Annotated in this window: 13 protein-coding genes and 1 tRNA gene; 6 read left to right on the top strand and 8 right to left on the bottom strand. The window is 49.0% G+C overall.

Going from position 1 to position 16545, the window contains the following annotated elements; genetic code table 11:
- Positions 1–23 precede the first annotated feature (23 nt).
- The 3 genes from ACMGG5_RS08495 to ACMGG5_RS08485 form a co-directional block, all read right to left on the bottom strand.
- The gene (locus ACMGG5_RS08495) at positions 24–722 is read right to left on the bottom strand and encodes a DUF4391 domain-containing protein (protein WP_420277718.1); all 699 of its coding nucleotides are present in this window, start codon (positions 720–722) and stop codon (positions 24–26) included.
- Entirely contained in the window at positions 719–4012 is a 3294-nt protein-coding gene (locus tag ACMGG5_RS08490; protein WP_420277717.1) for a helicase-related protein, read from the bottom strand. Before ACMGG5_RS08490 ends, ACMGG5_RS08495 begins: the two co-directional genes overlap by 4 nt.
- Positions 4013–4348: 336 nt before the next feature.
- A complete protein-coding gene (locus tag ACMGG5_RS08485) occupies positions 4349–5338 on the bottom strand; it encodes a restriction endonuclease (RefSeq protein ID WP_420278612.1) in 990 nt (329 codons plus the stop codon).
- Positions 5339–5701: 363 nt separating this feature from the next.
- Here ACMGG5_RS08485 and ACMGG5_RS08480 point away from each other — a divergent pair, with 363 nt between their 5' ends.
- Both ACMGG5_RS08480 and ACMGG5_RS08475 read left to right on the top strand, forming a co-directional pair.
- Positions 5702–7549: a hypothetical protein gene (locus tag ACMGG5_RS08480; RefSeq protein ID WP_420277715.1), complete on the top strand. Its 1848-nt coding sequence runs from the start codon at positions 5702–5704 to the stop codon at positions 7547–7549.
- A gap of 53 nt (positions 7550–7602) precedes the next feature.
- A complete protein-coding gene (locus ACMGG5_RS08475) occupies positions 7603–9009 on the top strand; it encodes a DEAD/DEAH box helicase (protein ID WP_420277713.1) in 1407 nt (468 codons plus the stop codon).
- A gap of 376 nt (positions 9010–9385) precedes the next feature.
- Here ACMGG5_RS08475 and ACMGG5_RS08470 read toward each other — a convergent pair.
- The 4 genes from ACMGG5_RS08470 to rraB form a co-directional block, all read right to left on the bottom strand.
- Positions 9386–9470: transfer RNA gene (locus tag ACMGG5_RS08470), tRNA-Leu, on the bottom strand.
- 106 nt (positions 9471–9576) lie between these two features.
- A complete protein-coding gene (locus tag ACMGG5_RS08465) occupies positions 9577–10299 on the bottom strand; it encodes a topoisomerase II (RefSeq protein WP_420277712.1) in 723 nt (240 codons plus the stop codon).
- A 30-nt stretch (positions 10300–10329) separates the two neighbouring features.
- A complete protein-coding gene (gene miaE / locus ACMGG5_RS08460; RefSeq protein WP_023324078.1) occupies positions 10330–11088 on the bottom strand; it encodes a tRNA isopentenyl-2-thiomethyl-A-37 hydroxylase MiaE in 759 nt (252 codons plus the stop codon).
- A 46-nt stretch (positions 11089–11134) separates the two neighbouring features.
- Positions 11135–11560: a ribonuclease E inhibitor RraB gene (rraB, locus tag ACMGG5_RS08455; protein WP_008501374.1), complete on the bottom strand. Its 426-nt coding sequence runs from the start codon at positions 11558–11560 to the stop codon at positions 11135–11137.
- Between the two features lie 99 nt (positions 11561–11659).
- Between rraB and argL the strand changes: the two genes are divergently transcribed.
- The 4 genes from argL (at position 11660) to xynR (ending at position 14920) form a co-directional block, all read left to right on the top strand.
- The gene (gene argL / locus ACMGG5_RS08450; protein ID WP_213014347.1) at positions 11660–11755 is read left to right on the top strand and encodes a putative translational regulatory protein ArgL; all 96 of its coding nucleotides are present in this window, start codon (positions 11660–11662) and stop codon (positions 11753–11755) included.
- Entirely contained in the window at positions 11725–12729 is a 1005-nt protein-coding gene (gene argF / locus ACMGG5_RS08445) for an ornithine carbamoyltransferase (RefSeq protein WP_032675854.1), read from the top strand. The genes argL and argF overlap by 31 nt, the downstream gene beginning before the upstream one ends.
- A 500-nt stretch (positions 12730–13229) precedes the next feature.
- Positions 13230–13928, top strand: coding sequence for a hypothetical protein (locus ACMGG5_RS08440; RefSeq protein ID WP_420277711.1), 699 nt, complete (start codon positions 13230–13232; stop codon positions 13926–13928).
- Positions 13929–14161: 233 nt separating this feature from the next.
- On the top strand, positions 14162–14920 hold the full coding sequence (xynR, locus tag ACMGG5_RS08435) for a DNA-binding transcriptional repressor XynR (RefSeq protein ID WP_048225398.1): 759 nt from the start codon (positions 14162–14164) through the stop codon (positions 14918–14920).
- 4 nt (positions 14921–14924) lie between these two features.
- Here the strand turns inward: xynR and ACMGG5_RS08430 are convergent, their stop codons facing one another.
- Positions 14925–16535, bottom strand: coding sequence for a glycoside hydrolase family 43 protein (locus tag ACMGG5_RS08430; RefSeq protein WP_420277710.1), 1611 nt, complete (start codon positions 16533–16535; stop codon positions 14925–14927).
- Positions 16536–16545: the final 10 nt, after the last annotated feature.

Raw genomic sequence — 16545 nt, 5'->3', positions numbered from 1 at the left:
TTTTCTGATAATAATCAATAGATTTAGTCATCTACAGCCAGCAAGGCTGCTAGTGCATGCCGGAGTTCAACCAGCTCACGATTTAGCTCAACCCGGCGATTAAACTGTTTTTCGCGCTGAAGTTGTTTCTGCTGTTGGCTGATACGCTTCTCCTGCCTGGCTATATCCTCTAAACGCACCATCCACATAGTTAAGGGTTCATCACGACGAGGCGGCAGTGTAGCCAATGGTTGCAGTAACTGTCGATACAACTGAGAGATATTCAACGCCACGGGTAACGGGACGAGGTCTTTTTCATCAGGTAGCGAAAACCAACCGGAAGCGAAGTAACGTATTGGTGTGACCTTATGCTGAACCTCAGTAACAGGGTGCTTATAGCCCAGTTGATATTGAATCTGTAGAGCCTCATTGCACCTGCGGGTGATACGGAAGTACAAGGGAAACACAATCAATGAATCAATTGCACGCAGTATTGCCACATCAATGTCAGACACCCCGGCTTTAAGTTCAATGTCGATAACCTGTAATTCCGGATAATCACTGTTTGCTGCCAGATTCAGTGTTCTATCCGCCAGTTTATATTTCCAGACAATCTCCTGCAGCTGTACCACGAATGCTTGTCTAAGGGCAGAACCTGGATTCAACCGTTGGTAAAATGTTTCTTTCGGCAAGCGCCGATTCAACTCAGCTGAAGTAGGAAAACAGTAATGCTGTGTCATCATCCAAGGTCCTCATCAGAATTTTGAATGATGATAAAGTTAATCAATTCAAACTGTTCCAGCCCGGCAATCTCATTGTTCAGCGCTGCAGTAGGCCCTCCACTGAACAGGCTGTCAATATCGCTCTGTTCCTTAACAGCTACCATCGCGTGAATTGCCCGATCCAGCAGTTCGGAATAATGACTCATATCCCTTCCGTCCCGCGTTTTCTGATTAAAACGCTGACAGGCTGCATCATCGGTAATCTCGCGACCTTTACAAACAGCACGAATACTGTCCAGAAGGGTCTTGATTTGAAGATGATTGATAGCCACTGTCCCATCATCGGCAATATAAATAAGGTAATAGGGATGCAGACGATTCTGCCAATCTATGTTGACTCCATGATGGCGATTACGCAGCGCAAAGATGACACCAGGTACCAAGCCTTTAGCAGGTTCGGCAGATACAACCGTATGCAAGCCGTGAGGTAAACGGCGAATATCTGGATGAGTTTTCAGATACCCCAACAAGTCCATACGAAATTCGTTCAGACCCAAATCGGTAATCGAAACACCTCCTTTCACATCTTCTAGGTCAATCACTTCTTCCTGCAGTCGTTTGAGCTGCTCCTTACGGTAAGCCACATCGTTAGCCTGCGCCGTCAGGACGTTATCATCACCTGTTGAGGTGAGGTCGGTAATTACCATGCGGTTTTCTACCCGCTCTTTCAGATTGATGTATTCATCAAGGCTGATATTAGGCCAGTAATTAACCAACTGAATGTATTCATTGGTTGATCCAATACGATCAACACGGCCAAAGCGTTGAATAATCCGCACCGGATTCCAGTGAATATCATAGTTAATGAGGTAATCGCAGTCCTGCAGGTTCTGCCCTTCTGAAATACAGTCGGTACCAATCAGAATATCCAGACTGGCTGGTTCATCAGGCAAGATCTGATCCTTTGATTTGGATCTTGGTGAAAACAACGTCAGCAGGCTCTGAAAATCATAACCCTTCCCAATCGTCGATTTAACGGTACTACTTCCCGTGACTTTCCCTAAATGTAATCCATGTTTTTGCCAGCATAAATCATGTAACTGTTCATAGAGGTAATCCGCAGTATCGGCAAAAGCTGTAAAGATCAGAACTTTTTTATTACCTGGATTGATGGGATTTGCCCATTTATTTTCAATTACACCTTTCAGATGCAACAGCTTAGCATCATGTTCCGGCGTTACTCTCGCCATCTCATCTAAGAGTTCATCAATAATGGTTAGATCATTGACAAGATGGTATTCCCACGAGGGCAAATCCATATCCGCCAGATTAATTTTGACTTTCCCACCAGTCGAGAAAGCTTCTTCCAAATCATCAAGTTCAAGATCGAGCTCAATATCCGGATCGCTAATTCCGTTATCAGGATCAACCGTCGTAAGCTCATCTTCTAAACCGCTAGCCTTAAACGCGGCAATATTGTGCAGAGCATCACGTAATATTTTTTGCAAACTACTAAGCGTTAACCTGAATGCTTGTACTGAACTTTCCAGCCGCTTAAGCAGATTTATGGTCATCAACCGTTGTAAGGCCTTCTCACGGTCAACCTGACGCAACGTACTGCCACCTTTTACGCTGGTATCATAAAGTGCTTCATATTTAGCCATACGACTCGGCAGAATATAACTGACCGGGGCATAAACAGCTAAACGTAGGCTGGATAACTGTTCAAAAATAGTATTAAAACCAATTACCTGCTCATGGTTTGTCAGAGAGGGTTGGAATGAAAGAGGCTTATTACGCGTGGGAAAACGACCAATGTCTTTGGTGTCATAAAAAGTTTGGATATGTTTGCGTGAACGTGCAATAGTCACACTATCAAGCAAACGGAAGAAATCAAAATCAAGTGCATTCAATAACGCTGAGGCGGTGCGATTTTCCGGCGACAACTCCGCCCATACATTAAAACTTTTCTGCGCACGGCGAAATATTTCATCTATTCCTGACTGAGTACCAATCTGCCGATGGAGAGAACCAGGATCTCCTTCATACGCCAGAGCCAGTTGATTCTTCAGATCACTAAATTTGTTGTTTACTGGTGTAGCTGAAAGCATCAAAACCTTTGTTTTGACTCCTGCTCTAATTACCTTGTTCATCAGAGTCTGGTATCGTGTTTCTCGCTCTTTAAAAGCCTGATTATTACGAAAGTTATGTGATTCATCGATCACTACCAGATCATAATTTCCCCAGTTGATCCGATTCAGTGCAATACCGAATGATTCTCCTCGAGTGCGCTGCAAATCAGTATGACATAGTACATCAAAGTTAAATCGGTCTTTTGCAAACGGATTAGTAACGAGATTCTGATTATAGTTGGTCCAGTTATCCGCCAGCTTTTTCGGACAAAGAACCAATACAGATTTGTTACGCAGCTCGTAGTACTTAACGACTGCCAGTGCCGTAAACGTCTTACCCAAACCGACGCTATCGGCAAGAATACAACCATTATAGGTTTCCAGCTTGTTAATAATACCGGTCGCTGCATCCCGTTGGAAGTTGAAGAGTTTTTTCCAAATCAAACTATCCTGATAACCAGTTTTATCATTTGGCAGTACATCGTCATTGATATCTTCTAAAAACTCGCTAAAAAGATTATAGAGTAGTTGGAAATAAATCTGTTCAGGTGGGTTCTCCAGATAGACCGTACTCATGTAATGCACCAGGCGTTCGGTTACATCAGTCAGTTTTTCTTTATCTTGCCAGATTTGTTCAAAGAGCGTCAGAAATGTTGCCGTTGATGACGATTCATCTATGCCCATAACTAAATTGGAAACAGCGTTGCCTTTCTCATACCCAAGATCCACTGCCGTGAATCCTTGCAAAGGCTGATAAACAACTTCCTTATCATTTGCTTTAACAACAGCAAAAGGCTGCATCGGTGCTGGAGTTAAGTTTGAACGAAATTGAGCTTTACGACTGATCCATTCCGCACACTCACGGGCTATCGCTTTCTGAGTCAGTTTATTTTTTAGCTGGATTTCAAATTCGCTACCAAAAAAGCTTCGCTCTTTATTTTCTCCTGGAATATGGAACTCACGTTTTTCTTTTCTGAGTTTATCAACCGCATCTTCCTCTACAAATATAGGGGAAGTAAAAATGAATTCCAGGCTATCAATATTTTCAAGTTTTTCTTTCAGCGCATCAAATGCATAAATAGAAAAGCAGGATGCTGCGATTTTAAGCTTCACACCAGGTTGTAATGTCTGCTTCAGCTCATCTCCCAATAACGCATTAATGTTATCAATCAGTTTCATGATACTCTCTCGCGGCAGCCTAAAATGGAGTCTGCCTCAGGCTATCACTCAATAACACGGGGCAATCTCGACATTATTAGTCAGGGGGCACATTACTGGATGTCGAGTTATACTTGGTCAACAGCAGCCCCTGACTGTAGCCAAAAGATTGCCTGTTTCTTAAAAGCACTAACGCATGATGGCTCTGTGAGATGGAGGGGAAATGCATATGTTTCGTTCCCCATTCCAGTCCTACAACAGACAAATCTAATGGTCCTGCGATGCTATCACATAAGCATGATCAATTCAGAGCTATGTAAGTACAGTAACTGTTTACACAGAGACAATGCTGATGTTTCATGCAGGCAAGTACGTTTTCTTAAGTGGAACCAACAGCTTAGTTTCAATATCCACCTGCTCATAGTTTTCCACTAACGCACGAACCAGATCGTCAAGCGTCCATAGCGTCAACGGGATTGTAGAACGATCGGCTTCATAGCGCGCATCCTTGCTGAACCCACCGGTACTGACATACAGCCCGCGATCGTCTTTATGACGGCCACCGATAAAGCTACGAATTTGCTGGCTACTCATCTGTTCCCGCCGATGCTTTACCTCAACAATAATGCGTGGATTTTCGAACCCAAAGCCGTCAGGTGAAGCAATGATATCTTTCCCACGGTCAGCACCAGCAGGCGATACCTGAGTTTTATATCCCATGCTGCGTAATACGCCAGCGACCAGATTTTGCATCTCATCCCAGTCGAGACGGTTGATACGATCTTTGATGCCTTCAAAGGCGATCATTTCCATGTCGCGCAGAGGATTAGAAACGACCTCATCCTCTTCACCTGAAACAGGTACTTCCGGCACGACATCTGAGACAGGCTTTTTGCCCTGCACTAATTCGTTTACGGCAAATTCAGGCACCTGAAAAACCGTCAGCGTAGAGCCAATGGTGTTTCTGGTTGCATCGCTCAGACTATCACGCTTGATCTCTTCCGCGTTCCACTTCACTTTACGGGCGATGCCCATGCCATCTTCAAGCCACTCGGCATGAAACTCAAAATCTGAGGCGATTTTCCCTATCAAATAAGTCCGATTAGAAGGTGAGTAAGTGATAGCCCAGTCACCTTTCTGCATCTCATTCACAAAGCGCCAGACCTGGGAAGCACCGGAACGAACTGTGCCTGGTTTAGTCTGTGGCTCAAGCTCCTGATACCGGGTAAACAATTGCTCTCTTGAGCATCCCGGTTTCACATAGGGAGCGAGCTGCGACCAGCCGATTGCAACAACGTGTTTGTCCCTGAAGTCATCGTACAATTTTCCGCCATCACCGCGGATCATCCACATTTTCCCTGCCATAGTTTGCCCTTTTGAATCAGCTTCTGATCGCTACTTTAGCATGATGAGAAGCACTTTACCGGGAGTTAATCACTAATACGCTATATCTGTTTATTCACTTCTGCGAAGCTATTCTGCATAACCTTCCCCCTAAGCTAGCATTAATTCCGTTCGTTCATGAAGCCGCAATACGTACCTTCTAATATAGCTCTTCCATCTCACCAGCCTCGCAGCGCTTTAGTTGCACTTCAGGTTGGGTTCAGTTAATTTGTTGCTTCACTAAGAGTAGTCTGGCTCTACACAAACATTGCAGAAGAGAGTAATCTTAACAGATTAAATAGAAACTGTAGAAATAAAAGGGCTAAGATGGCCAGAACATCTCAACAATATGATATATTACGAGCATGGCAACGTATTGAATTTTTTCAGCCTTACACTCTTGAGCATAAAGATAGTTTCTTGAGAATTTCTCTTGAGAAACTCATCAAATATGGTGATATTTTACTTCCGTGGCATTCAGAGGAATTATGTCAACAACAACAAATCCCGCTTAAATCTAACTTTACTCTACATATTGGTATCTTTAATAAAAGCATCGCAAACGAAATTAGCCGAGAAATATTAGGTGACAACCATGATGAAGAGTGCGAGCAGCGACTGAATCAGGAAGGAATGACATGTTTTGCCAAAGTACAGTTAAATAATGAAGGCGTACCAGCCCTAGATAAGTTATCAGTTAGCTCACTCCCTTGGGCTCTTGGGCATTTAAAAAATGAGCGATTCCAGAAGCTTGAGTCAAAGATATTTGCCATGGACTGCAGGCAACTTGCCGATACCCTCAGTATGTTCAGGAATACACTAAAACCAGCACAAAAAGAGGGTCCTGGTGTATTACGCTCTAGTGACATCATTACGCTACTGCTAATACATTTAGTTGAGTGGGCTGATTTTAGGCCTGAATGGCAATATGCAATACAAATTGAATGGTTTGAGAGTAATGCAACCAGAGAAAAATCTCAACTGGATGAATTAGATGAGGATGAAGCAGAAAAAATATTTTCACTCCCCATCCTAAATAGTTTCTTTTTCGAAGACCTGGAAAACACTATTGCGGGACTACGGCATAACAAGGGTAAAGCTCTTAATAGTTATCTTTCTCAAGGGATAAATAGAAAGCCAGACCTATACTCAAAAGAGGGCCTTGCTTCAATTATTGATAAATTGCATCCAAGCAGAATGCCACAAGGACGATGGCCTTCAGAGCCAAATCATACCATGTCGCTAATGCAACAATTTACGATAAATACAGCTGTAGAAGAACTTGTAGATGGAGGCCTTTTATCTGTCAATGGACCTTCAGGCACAGGAAAAACGACTCTTCTCCGAGATCTTGTAGCACATAATGTAGTTGAGCGCGCGAAAGTACTTGCAAAATATGACAACGCTGAAGATACATTAGATCAGCAGGGCTTTATCATCCCGGAATTAACCGGGTACGAAATGATCATTGCGTCTTCCAATAATTCGGCAGTAGAAAACATTTCAAAGGAGTTACCGCAAAAAAATTCCCTGGCGAAAAATTTTCAAAACTTTGAATATATTTGTGCTACAGCTAACCAAGTTGCAGCCGAATACTTACCAAAAAGCAAACGAAAAAAATACAAATCATCAAACGGCAATGAAAAAGAATTTAATATTTTTCGACCACTTGATGATGATAAACTGTGTTGGGGCTTAGTATCAGCGGCGTTAGGGAAAAAGGATAATAGGGAAAACTTTTCTCAAAGACTATTATTTGATGAACATTTCTTACGCAATACTTTATCTGAATCGCAGCGCTCAGATAAAGATAATTTCCTGAGCCTGTGGCGATGGAAAGCGTGTCAACATAAGCTTTCATTCGCTGATTCTAAAAAGCATTTTGTCAATGCCCTTCGTAAAGTCGAAGAAGAGCAAAGACTGTTAGAAACCTACTGCAAGCTCTTGGATAAAAAACAAGACAATACTTATACTGAGCTTTCTTTTGAGTTGGAAAAAAAAACAATCCAACGCGAAAAATACCTCAATAAAATCAATGCCTTGGAACTGGAAAGAGATATCATTTCCAAAAAAATCGATCATACAAATCGTCAATTAAAACTCATAGAAAGCGAAGCACCTGGATTACTGTCGCGTCTATTTAATAGAAAAAAACAAATTCCTATAAAGATCTAACAAATAAAACAAAACAGCAATTAGTTGAGTTGACAAAACATTTGATTGAGAAAATGCAGCACGTAGCGGACAGTAATATTGAGCTGATAAAAAACCAAACGGCAATCCGAGATATAGAGTTTAGATTGAATGAAATAAAAAAACAAAAAACAACAAGCGAGCAAAAATTAAATGATTTACAAAATAGATTCCATAATATCGCTATCCCTAACCATAATTTATCCATTGATGATGCAAATCTGCAACGTACCGCATTCTGGCAAAATGAAGAGATAAATCGTCTGCGTTCAGAACTTTTTCTGACAGCGATGAGCTTACATGAAGCATGGCTATATGAAGCAATGGAGATAAAGCGTTTCAAGAGTTTCATTTTTACACTAAACAAATTTCTCAGCGCTCCTCAACATCACCCTACCCCATTGCGATGCTGGCAAACGCTATGTATGTTCGTTCCTGTACTGTCTACTACTTTTGCCTCTATCGGCCGAATGTTGACGGGAGTGAAAAGTGAAGAAATTGGATGGTTAATGATTGATGAGGCAGGTCAGGCATCTCCGCAACAGGCTGTTGGGGCCATTTTTCGAGCAAAACGTGTATTAGTCGTAGGAGATCCATTACAGATCGAGCCGGTATTTACTGCCTCGCCAAGTTTGGTTAAACGTCTCTGCGAAGATGTTTTACAAGAACGAGCGGATGACTGGAATCCTGCAAAACTATCAGTTCAGCAGCTGGCAGATCGCATTAACCATTGGGGTTGTGAATTAGAAGTAATGAATAAAAATATATGGATTGGTATCCCATTATGGGTGCATCGGCGTTGTATCGAGCCTATGTTTAGCATAGCCAACAAGCTCGCTTATAATAATCGAATGATCCATGGTCTCGATGCTGCAAAAATTCGTAGTCAATTTGTAAATGGAAATCTTGATAATCACTGGCTCGTTGCGAATGGAGGCCAGGGCGAACGACAGTATCGGGACAGCCACGGGCAAAGCCTACTTATATTACTTGATCGTCTTTTATATGAAAATGTACCTCTGGAGTCAATTTTTGTAATTACCCCTTTTAAAGCGGTGAAATCGGAAGTATCTAAACTTATAGCACAACGCCCCTTGCAAATCTGGCAACAATCCTCACCTTTGATTAAGGCAAAAAGTATTAAACAATGGCAAAAAAATTGTATTGGGACAGTGCATACATTTCAGGGAAAAGAAAATGATATTGTAATTTTCATCCTTGGATGTGATGAAGAAAATAATGGCGGCGCTAAGTGGGCCTCAAGCAAACCGAATCTGTTAAATGTTGCTGTAACGCGCGCCAAAAAGAATATATTTTTCATTGGTGATCCGAATGTTTGGAGCGCTTTACCTGGATTTAATAGTGTTACATATACTCTAAAAGAGCTTCAGCCTAATGACATTTCAATGCTCAGCGACCGTGAACATTTTTTAGAGCTTTAAGGCTGGCAAAGCTGAAGCAGCAGGTGGACAGAACCGTTACCACCAAATTCCATAGCAGAAACATCAAAGCCATGCTGGACCAGAAGCAATCTACTGCTCCAGCAACTTCTTTAGGCTCTCCGCTAGTTTGCTTGGAATAGTTAACGATTAAATTGCAGTACTTCTATATGAATCAGACGACTGTGTTGTACGGAACAAGAACACGTTTCTTGGCTAGCCGGAATGCAAATGGAGTTTTTACACAATATACGTAAAAGGAAGTCGTTTGCCAGCATGCTGGTTAAAATCCCTGCATAGAGGTATGTCAAAAAATCTCTTCACACATTGATTTTAAAGAAATAATAAAAACTTTCTCGGATGGTCTTGGAAGTACTAATGGTGCCGAAGGCCGGACTCGAACCGGCACGTATTTCTACGGTTGATTTTGAATCAACTGCGTCTACCGATTTCGCCACTTCGGCACTGAAGGGGATGCGGAAACGTTGTGGATTATACCTGTCGCGCGCCGCCATGCAAGCGACGACGCGCGAAACCCGCGCTAAGTGCCCAAAAAACCAGCGCCCTTTGTCACTCCAGCTCTGACACCGCCAGCCGAATCACTCTCGCCGCCTTCTGCTCAGGCAGCGCCAGCACCTTGGCCCACATCTCCTGCACCATATCGCAGGAGAGCTTCTCTTTGCCCACCGCCTTCTCCGGCGTCTGCAGCAGTTGGATGTCCTCACCGTACTTATCGGCAAGCGCCTTCATCACCGGTCGCACATCTTCGACAGCCGCCTCGCGCTCGGCTTGGGTCACGGTGTGGCGGTTTTTGCCGTAGGCCGCGCGCATCATGTCGGCGTCGGCCTGCATGCGCCGCGTCATCAGGTCTTTATCCAGCATGCGCATCGGGTTCACGCCGCCCTTCACCATCGGGTAAAGGAAGCGGAAGCAGGCGTCGTCGCTCACCTTCTGGATGGCGGCGGTCTGCTCCATATTGATGGTCATGTAGTTCACCACGTTGGCGTCAGGGGCGTTTTGCAGGCGCGACATCTGCAGATGCAGGATCTGCGGCTGGATGGTGTCGATAATCTGCTGCTCCGGCTCGCCCGCTTTTTGCAGGGCAGCCATCTGGTCGAGGATGCGCTGATGCAGCGCGGGTTCCTGCTCCTTAATCACCTGCCAGGCGGGCATCGCGTTGAGGGTGGTATCAATCTGGTGTTCGGGGGCACGCTGCCTGTCGAAAAACACCCAGAACGCCACGGCGGCGGCCGCAATGACGACAATCACAATACGGGTCCACGTTTTATTCATCTCGCATCCTTATCCTTGAGTTATGCCGGTTTACACCGGCACGCCGCTGTGGAAGCGAAACTCGTTGTCCGGTGTCGAGATAAGTGTGGCTTCAATTTCGCCAAAAAGCTGTATACGTGGTGAGATATCGTCGTCGCTCACCTGCTGGGCCAGCGTCAGGTAGTCCTGATAATGGCGCGCTTCCGAGCGCAGCAGCGAGAGATAGAACTTCTGCAGGTCGTCGTCGAGGAACGGGGCCAGCGCGGCGAAGCGTTCGCAGGAGCGGGCTTCGATGTAGGCGCCGCAGATGAGCTTGTCGATCAGCGTCAGCGGTTCGTGGGTGCGCACTTCCTTTAGCATCCCTTTGGCGTAGCGGCTGGCGGTGATTTTGACGTATGGAATATCGCGGGCCAGCATCGCCTCGCGCACCTGCCAGAAGTGGTGCAGCTCCTCTTTAATCAGCAGCACCATGCTGTCGATGAGCGCCTGGCCCCACGGGTCGTCGGTTTTGGGCATTACGCTTTTGCCAATCTGCCTGTGCAGGGCGATGAAGTCCGGCTCCGGGCCGTCGCGGAAGGTGAACTGTTCGTAGGGTTTGAGCCAGTCGAGCAGCGCATCGGCACCGCTTTCGTCGGCGACGTATTTACGCACCAGCAGCAGCGCGGTCTGGGCGGCCTTGAGCTCGCACACCATGTGGTCGGTGAGCAGCAGCGGCAGGTTCGCCGGGTCGCGGGCTTTATCAATCCATGCTTGCGGGGTCGGGCACTGGAGGAAGTTGAGTACGGGGGCGAGTATCTGCGGGTAATCCATGGTTCTGCCTTGAAAAAGCGGTGGCACGCGCCACCGCCTGAAACGCTTAGTGACGCACGCCGTCGTCGTCTTCGTCGACGTAATCTTCGTCGTCGCCTTCTTCGCCGTCTTCACCGTTCGGATCTTCGAAGTAGGTTCCCCAGCCGTCGTACTCCACGTCAAACTTCTCGGCCAGGTTCATCAGCTGTTCAACCTGCGCGTCGATCAGCTCCGCCTTCAGCGCGCCTTCGCTCAGGATGTCGCAGCAGATGACGGTGTCGCCCTCTTCCACTTCCAGCTCTTCCGGCTCGGTCACTTCGTAACCCAGCTTGAAGGCTTCCACGGCCATTTTTTCCAGCGCGTCGAAATCATCCGCAGAGAAATGGTGCTCGATGGTGTACAGCGCGTCCGGATCGCTACCGTCTTCCAGCAGCTCTTCAATAATCAGACGCGTCTCTTCGCGTTGCTCTTCCAGTAATTCCGGGTTTGCCATGGCTCAATCCTCTTTAAAGTGCGGCAGATACTTCTATTTTCACACACGGACGGGTTTGCCTCCACCTTTGTTGGAAAGATTTGTGAAACGGGGTTGCAAATGAATAATTACACATATAAAGTGAATTTTAATTCAATAAGTGGCGTTCGCCATGTGAGGATAAAATGTCTGATCTGTACAAGAAACACTTTCTGAAATTGCTCGACTTTACCCCTGCACAGTTCACTTCTCTGCTGACCCTTGCCGCACAGCTCAAAGCCGATAAGAAAAAGGGCAAGGAAGTACAAAAGCTTACCGGTAAAAACATCGCGCTCATCTTCGAAAAAGACTCGACCCGTACCCGTTGCTCTTTCGAAGTTGCCGCATTTGACCAGGGCGCGCGCGTCACGTATTTAGGGCCGAGCGGCAGCCAGATTGGGCATAAAGAGTCAATTAAGGACACCGCGCGCGTGCTCGGGCGGATGTACGACGGCATTCAGTATCGCGGCCACGGCCAGGAAGTGGTCGAAACGCTGGCACAGTACGCGGGCGTGCCGGTGTGGAACGGGCTGACCAACGAGTTCCATCCGACCCAGCTGCTGGCGGACCTGCTGACCATGCAGGAGCACCTGCCGGGCAAGGCGTTTAACGAGATGACGCTGGTCTACGCGGGCGACGCGCGCAACAACATGGGCAACTCAATGCTGGAAGCAGCGGCGCTGACCGGGCTGGATCTGCGTCTGGTGGCCCCGAAGGCCTGCTGGCCGGAAGAGAGCCTGGTGGCGGAGTGCAGCGCGCTGGCGGAGAAGCACGGCGGGAAGATCACCCTGACGGAAGACGTGGCGGCGGGCGTGAAGGGCGCGGACTTTATCTATACCGACGTGTGGGTGTCGATGGGCGAAGCCAAAGAGAAGTGGGCGGAGCGGATTGCGCTGCTGCGTGGGTATCAGGTGAATGCCCAGATGATGGCGCTGACCGGCAACCCGGACGTGAAGTTCCTGCACTGTCTGCCGGCGTTCCATGACGACCAGACCACGCTCGGCAAGCAGATGGCGAAGGAGTTCGATCTGCACGGCGGGATGGAAGTAACGGACGAGGTGTTTGAGTCGGCGGCGAGCATCGTGTTCGACCAGGCAGAAAACCGGATGCATACGATTAAGGCGGTGATGGTGGCGACGCTTGGGGAATGATTGACTCCTCTGCGGTCTGGTGCCCTCACCCCGGCCCTCTCCCACGGGGAGAGGGAGAAAACCCAGCCCGTAGGCCCGTGCAAGCGAAGCGCCGCCGGGCGAATCAGGCGGTGATGCGGCCTGGTGCCCTCACCCCGGCCTTCTCCCACGGGGAGAGGGAGAACACCCTAAAAACGACAACAGCGTTATCGTCGGGCAGAAAAATTCATTTTACTGACGCTTTCTCAGATAGGCATTAACCATAATAGATATTTATATTTTTATTAACCATTATTTACTGAGTAGATAATGGTTAATATCAGGTCATTATCAATTACAAAACATTGTATATATTCGGTGTAATGTTTCCTTATTACTTCATTTCATTAATAAGGATGATTGTATGTCATGGAATAAGCACGAGGCTGTGTCTTATGCTCGCAGCCACGCACACCATTACAGCACGGGTTACTGCGCTCGCGCCGTAGCCGCGGCTATCCGCGCCGGAGGATTAGAAATTAATGGCGCTGATGCAAAAAACTTCTGGCGCTCTCTTGAGAAAGCAGGATTCAGCAAGGTGTACGGCACCCTCATTGAGGGTGATGTTGCAGTCATTGACGCATTGCCTGGTGCGCATCAGAACGGGCATGCATGCATCTATGACGGTTCGGGTACCTGGTATTCAGATTTTAAACAGAATAGTCTGTATCCCGGCCAGAGATATCGGAAGATACAGCCAAAAATCACCTTTTACAGGCACTACTGATATGAAAAGCACCTTACTTCTTTGCTGCCTGTTTTCTTTCTCTGCAACGGCTGGCCTTTCTGATCCAATTGAGCGTGCTGTAAAATTTAACAGCTGGTACGTAAATCAAATCAACAAAGACGTATTTCCCATTACTGATGGAAACGAAATAGATAAATATGTCACAGCATCAACAATGAAAAAACTCCGTCACGCGCAGGATCCTCGCTATGCAGACGAAGAGTTTTACGAGGCCGATATATTTTTAAAAGCGCAATACGTCGGCGATGACTGGCCGCAGAATGTAACAGCCATAGCCGGGGATACCGATCCAGTCTGTGTCAACGTATACATTGCATTCGGTAAAAAGCAGGACCACATAGTCATAGACTGCATGGTTAAAGAAGACAACTTATGGAAGGTACAGTCAGTTTCTGCTGTTGAATTTTCAAGAAACCTGACTATACCGAACTGAGCCAAACGACGTACCGGCAATGTTATTGATACTGCGCGCTCTTTTTTGCCGGGTGGCGCTGCGCTTACCCGGCCTACAAACCCCGTAGGCCCGTGCAAGCGTAGCGCCGCCGGGCGAATCAGGCGACGATGCGGCCTGATACCCTTTCTCCCACAACCCGCTCTACTTAATTGATTTTTCACCCCGAAAAAGGTACGTTTTCGCCTTAATTCCAGCGTGGACATACCAGCATTATGCCGATTATTCAGTCTGTTGAACGTGCGTTGCAGATCCTCGACCTGTTCAACGAGCAGGCCACCGAGCTTAAGATCACCGACATCAGCAAACTGATGGGGCTGAGCAAGAGTACCCTCCACTCGCTGCTGAAAACCCTGCAGCTTCACGGCTATATCGATCAGAATCCGGAGAACGGCAAATATCGCCTCGGCATGAAGCTGGTCGAGCGCGGCCATTTTGTCGTGGGCTCCATCGATATTCGTCAGAAGGCGAAAGGCTGGCTGACGGAGCTGTCCCAACGTACCGGGCAGACCACCCATCTGGGGATCCTGGACGGGCGTGAAGGGGTCTATATCGAGAAGATTGAAGGCAAGCTGGCCGCCATCGCCTATTCACGCATCGGCCGCCGCCTGCCGGTTCACGCCACCGCCATCGGCAAGGTGTTGATTGCCTGGCTGGGCGAGGCCGAGCTGAACGCCCTGCTGGAGGGCTATCAGTACACCACCTATACCCCTTCTACCCTTGCCTCTCGCGAAGCCTTAATGAGCGCCCTGACGCAGACCCGCGCGCAGGGCTATGCCCTGGATAGCGAAGAGAACGAGCAGGGCGTGCGCTGCGTGGCGGTGCCGGTGTGGAACCACGAATCCCGCGTCATCGCCGCCCTGAGCCTGTCGACGCTGACCTCGCGCGTGGACGATGCCGGGCTGGCTGATTTCCGCGAGCAGCTTCAGCAGGCCGGGCTCGAGCTGTCACGCGCGCTGGGCTACCCGGCCTGAGCCGTTAAACCGGCTCGTAGGTGAAGTAGTCGAAGTCTGCGTGGCAGCCGTCGCCGCTGATGTCCTCGCAGTGCAGCCCCACAAACGCGCCGGTAAAGAAGCCGCGCCCGCCGATGTAGTCGTCCGACAGCTTCCACGCCTCATACGTCACCGGCACGGCGTGCCACGTCTCGCCGTCGAACGAGTAGCTGTAGCGGTAAACCAGCGTATCCACGTCCACACGCAGCCAGACGCTCTCCGCATGTTCCGGCACCGGAATGGGCTGCTCGTGCAGCGGCCACGACGGCACGTTGTGGTCGAGCTGGATAACCTTAATCGTTCTGCCCTGCCCCTCCTCGAAGTCCACAAAGCAGTAGCTCCAGTTTTTGCTGTTGTAGTAGCAGGTCAGCCCCGCGCTCTGCTGGAAGTGGACCGGCGAGAACTGCATCCGCGTCTCCGCCCGGAAGGCAAAGTGCTGCCAGCGGCGCGCCACGGTCGACTGGGTAAAGGTCGAGTTGAGCGAGTCGTTGCCGTAGAGCCGTAAGTAGCCCGGGCGCGCGGTGAGCGAGCCGAGGGTGTCGTCAAACGGAATGCGCAGGGTCTGCAGCTCCGGGTCGAGCGAACTGGCGTCGAAATCGTCCCGCCAGCTGCCCTGAACGGCTGCAGGCTGCTCCGCCACCTGCGGGCCTTTCACGGTCAGTTGCGCGTGCTTGCCGCCTTCCACGTACGGCCAGCCGTCGCGCCATTCAATGCGGGCGATGCCGGTCTCGCGCCCCAGCGGGCAGTAGCCGCGCCCGCCGGAGACCAGCAGCGGCACGCCGGGCAGGCGCAGCGGACGGCTTGTGAGGTAGGCCATGTACCATTCCCCGGTGTGGGTCTGCAGCAGCGAGCCGTGGCCACTCTTCTGCAGCGGGTTCTCCGGCAGGTGCCAGCTGGTCATCATCGTCACGTCCGGGTGCAACTCATACGGCCCGTCGATGTTTTTGGAACGCAGCACCACGACGGCGTGCTCGTAGCTGGTGCCGCCTTCGGCCACCATCAGGTAGTACCATCCCGCGTGGCGATAAAGATGCGCCCCCTCGGTGTAGCAGAGCGGCGTGCCGGTAAACAGGGTTTTGCGCTCGGGCGAGAGGGTGCCGGTCTGCGGGTCAAACTCCTGCATCACGATGGTGTTGTGCGGGTTGCTGTGGTGGCGCGGCCCCCACGGGCGGTAGAGGTAATATTTGCGGCCATCGTCGTCGTGGAACAGGGACGGGTCAAACCCGCCGTTGCCCATCGGGATCGGCTCACTCCACGGCCCCTCAATGGACGGCGCGGTGACGAGGAAGTTGCGGCCGTTTTTCCACGGCGAGTCGACAATCTTCACGTCGGTGTAGAGCAGCCAGAACCTGCCGTCGGCGTAGCTCAGGCACGGCGCCCAGATGCCGCCGGAGTCCGGGTTGCCCTTCATGTCCAGCATCGACACGCGGTCCAGCGGGGTACTGACCAGCGACCAGTTTTTCAGGTCGCGGGAGTGGTAGATGCGCACGCCGGGGAACCATTCGAAGGTCGAGGTGGCGATGTAGTAGTCCTCGCCCTGACGGCACAGGGAAGGATCCGGGTTGAAGCCGGTCAGAATAGGGTTAGTGATTTGCATAGTGCCTCCG

Source organism: Enterobacter sp. BNK-34 (genome assembly GCF_048684445.1).
Taxonomy (GTDB): domain Bacteria; phylum Pseudomonadota; class Gammaproteobacteria; order Enterobacterales; family Enterobacteriaceae; genus Enterobacter; species Enterobacter pseudoroggenkampii.
The sequence above is the reverse complement of the archived record's forward strand: the minus strand, read 5'-3'. Positions and strand labels throughout refer to the sequence as shown.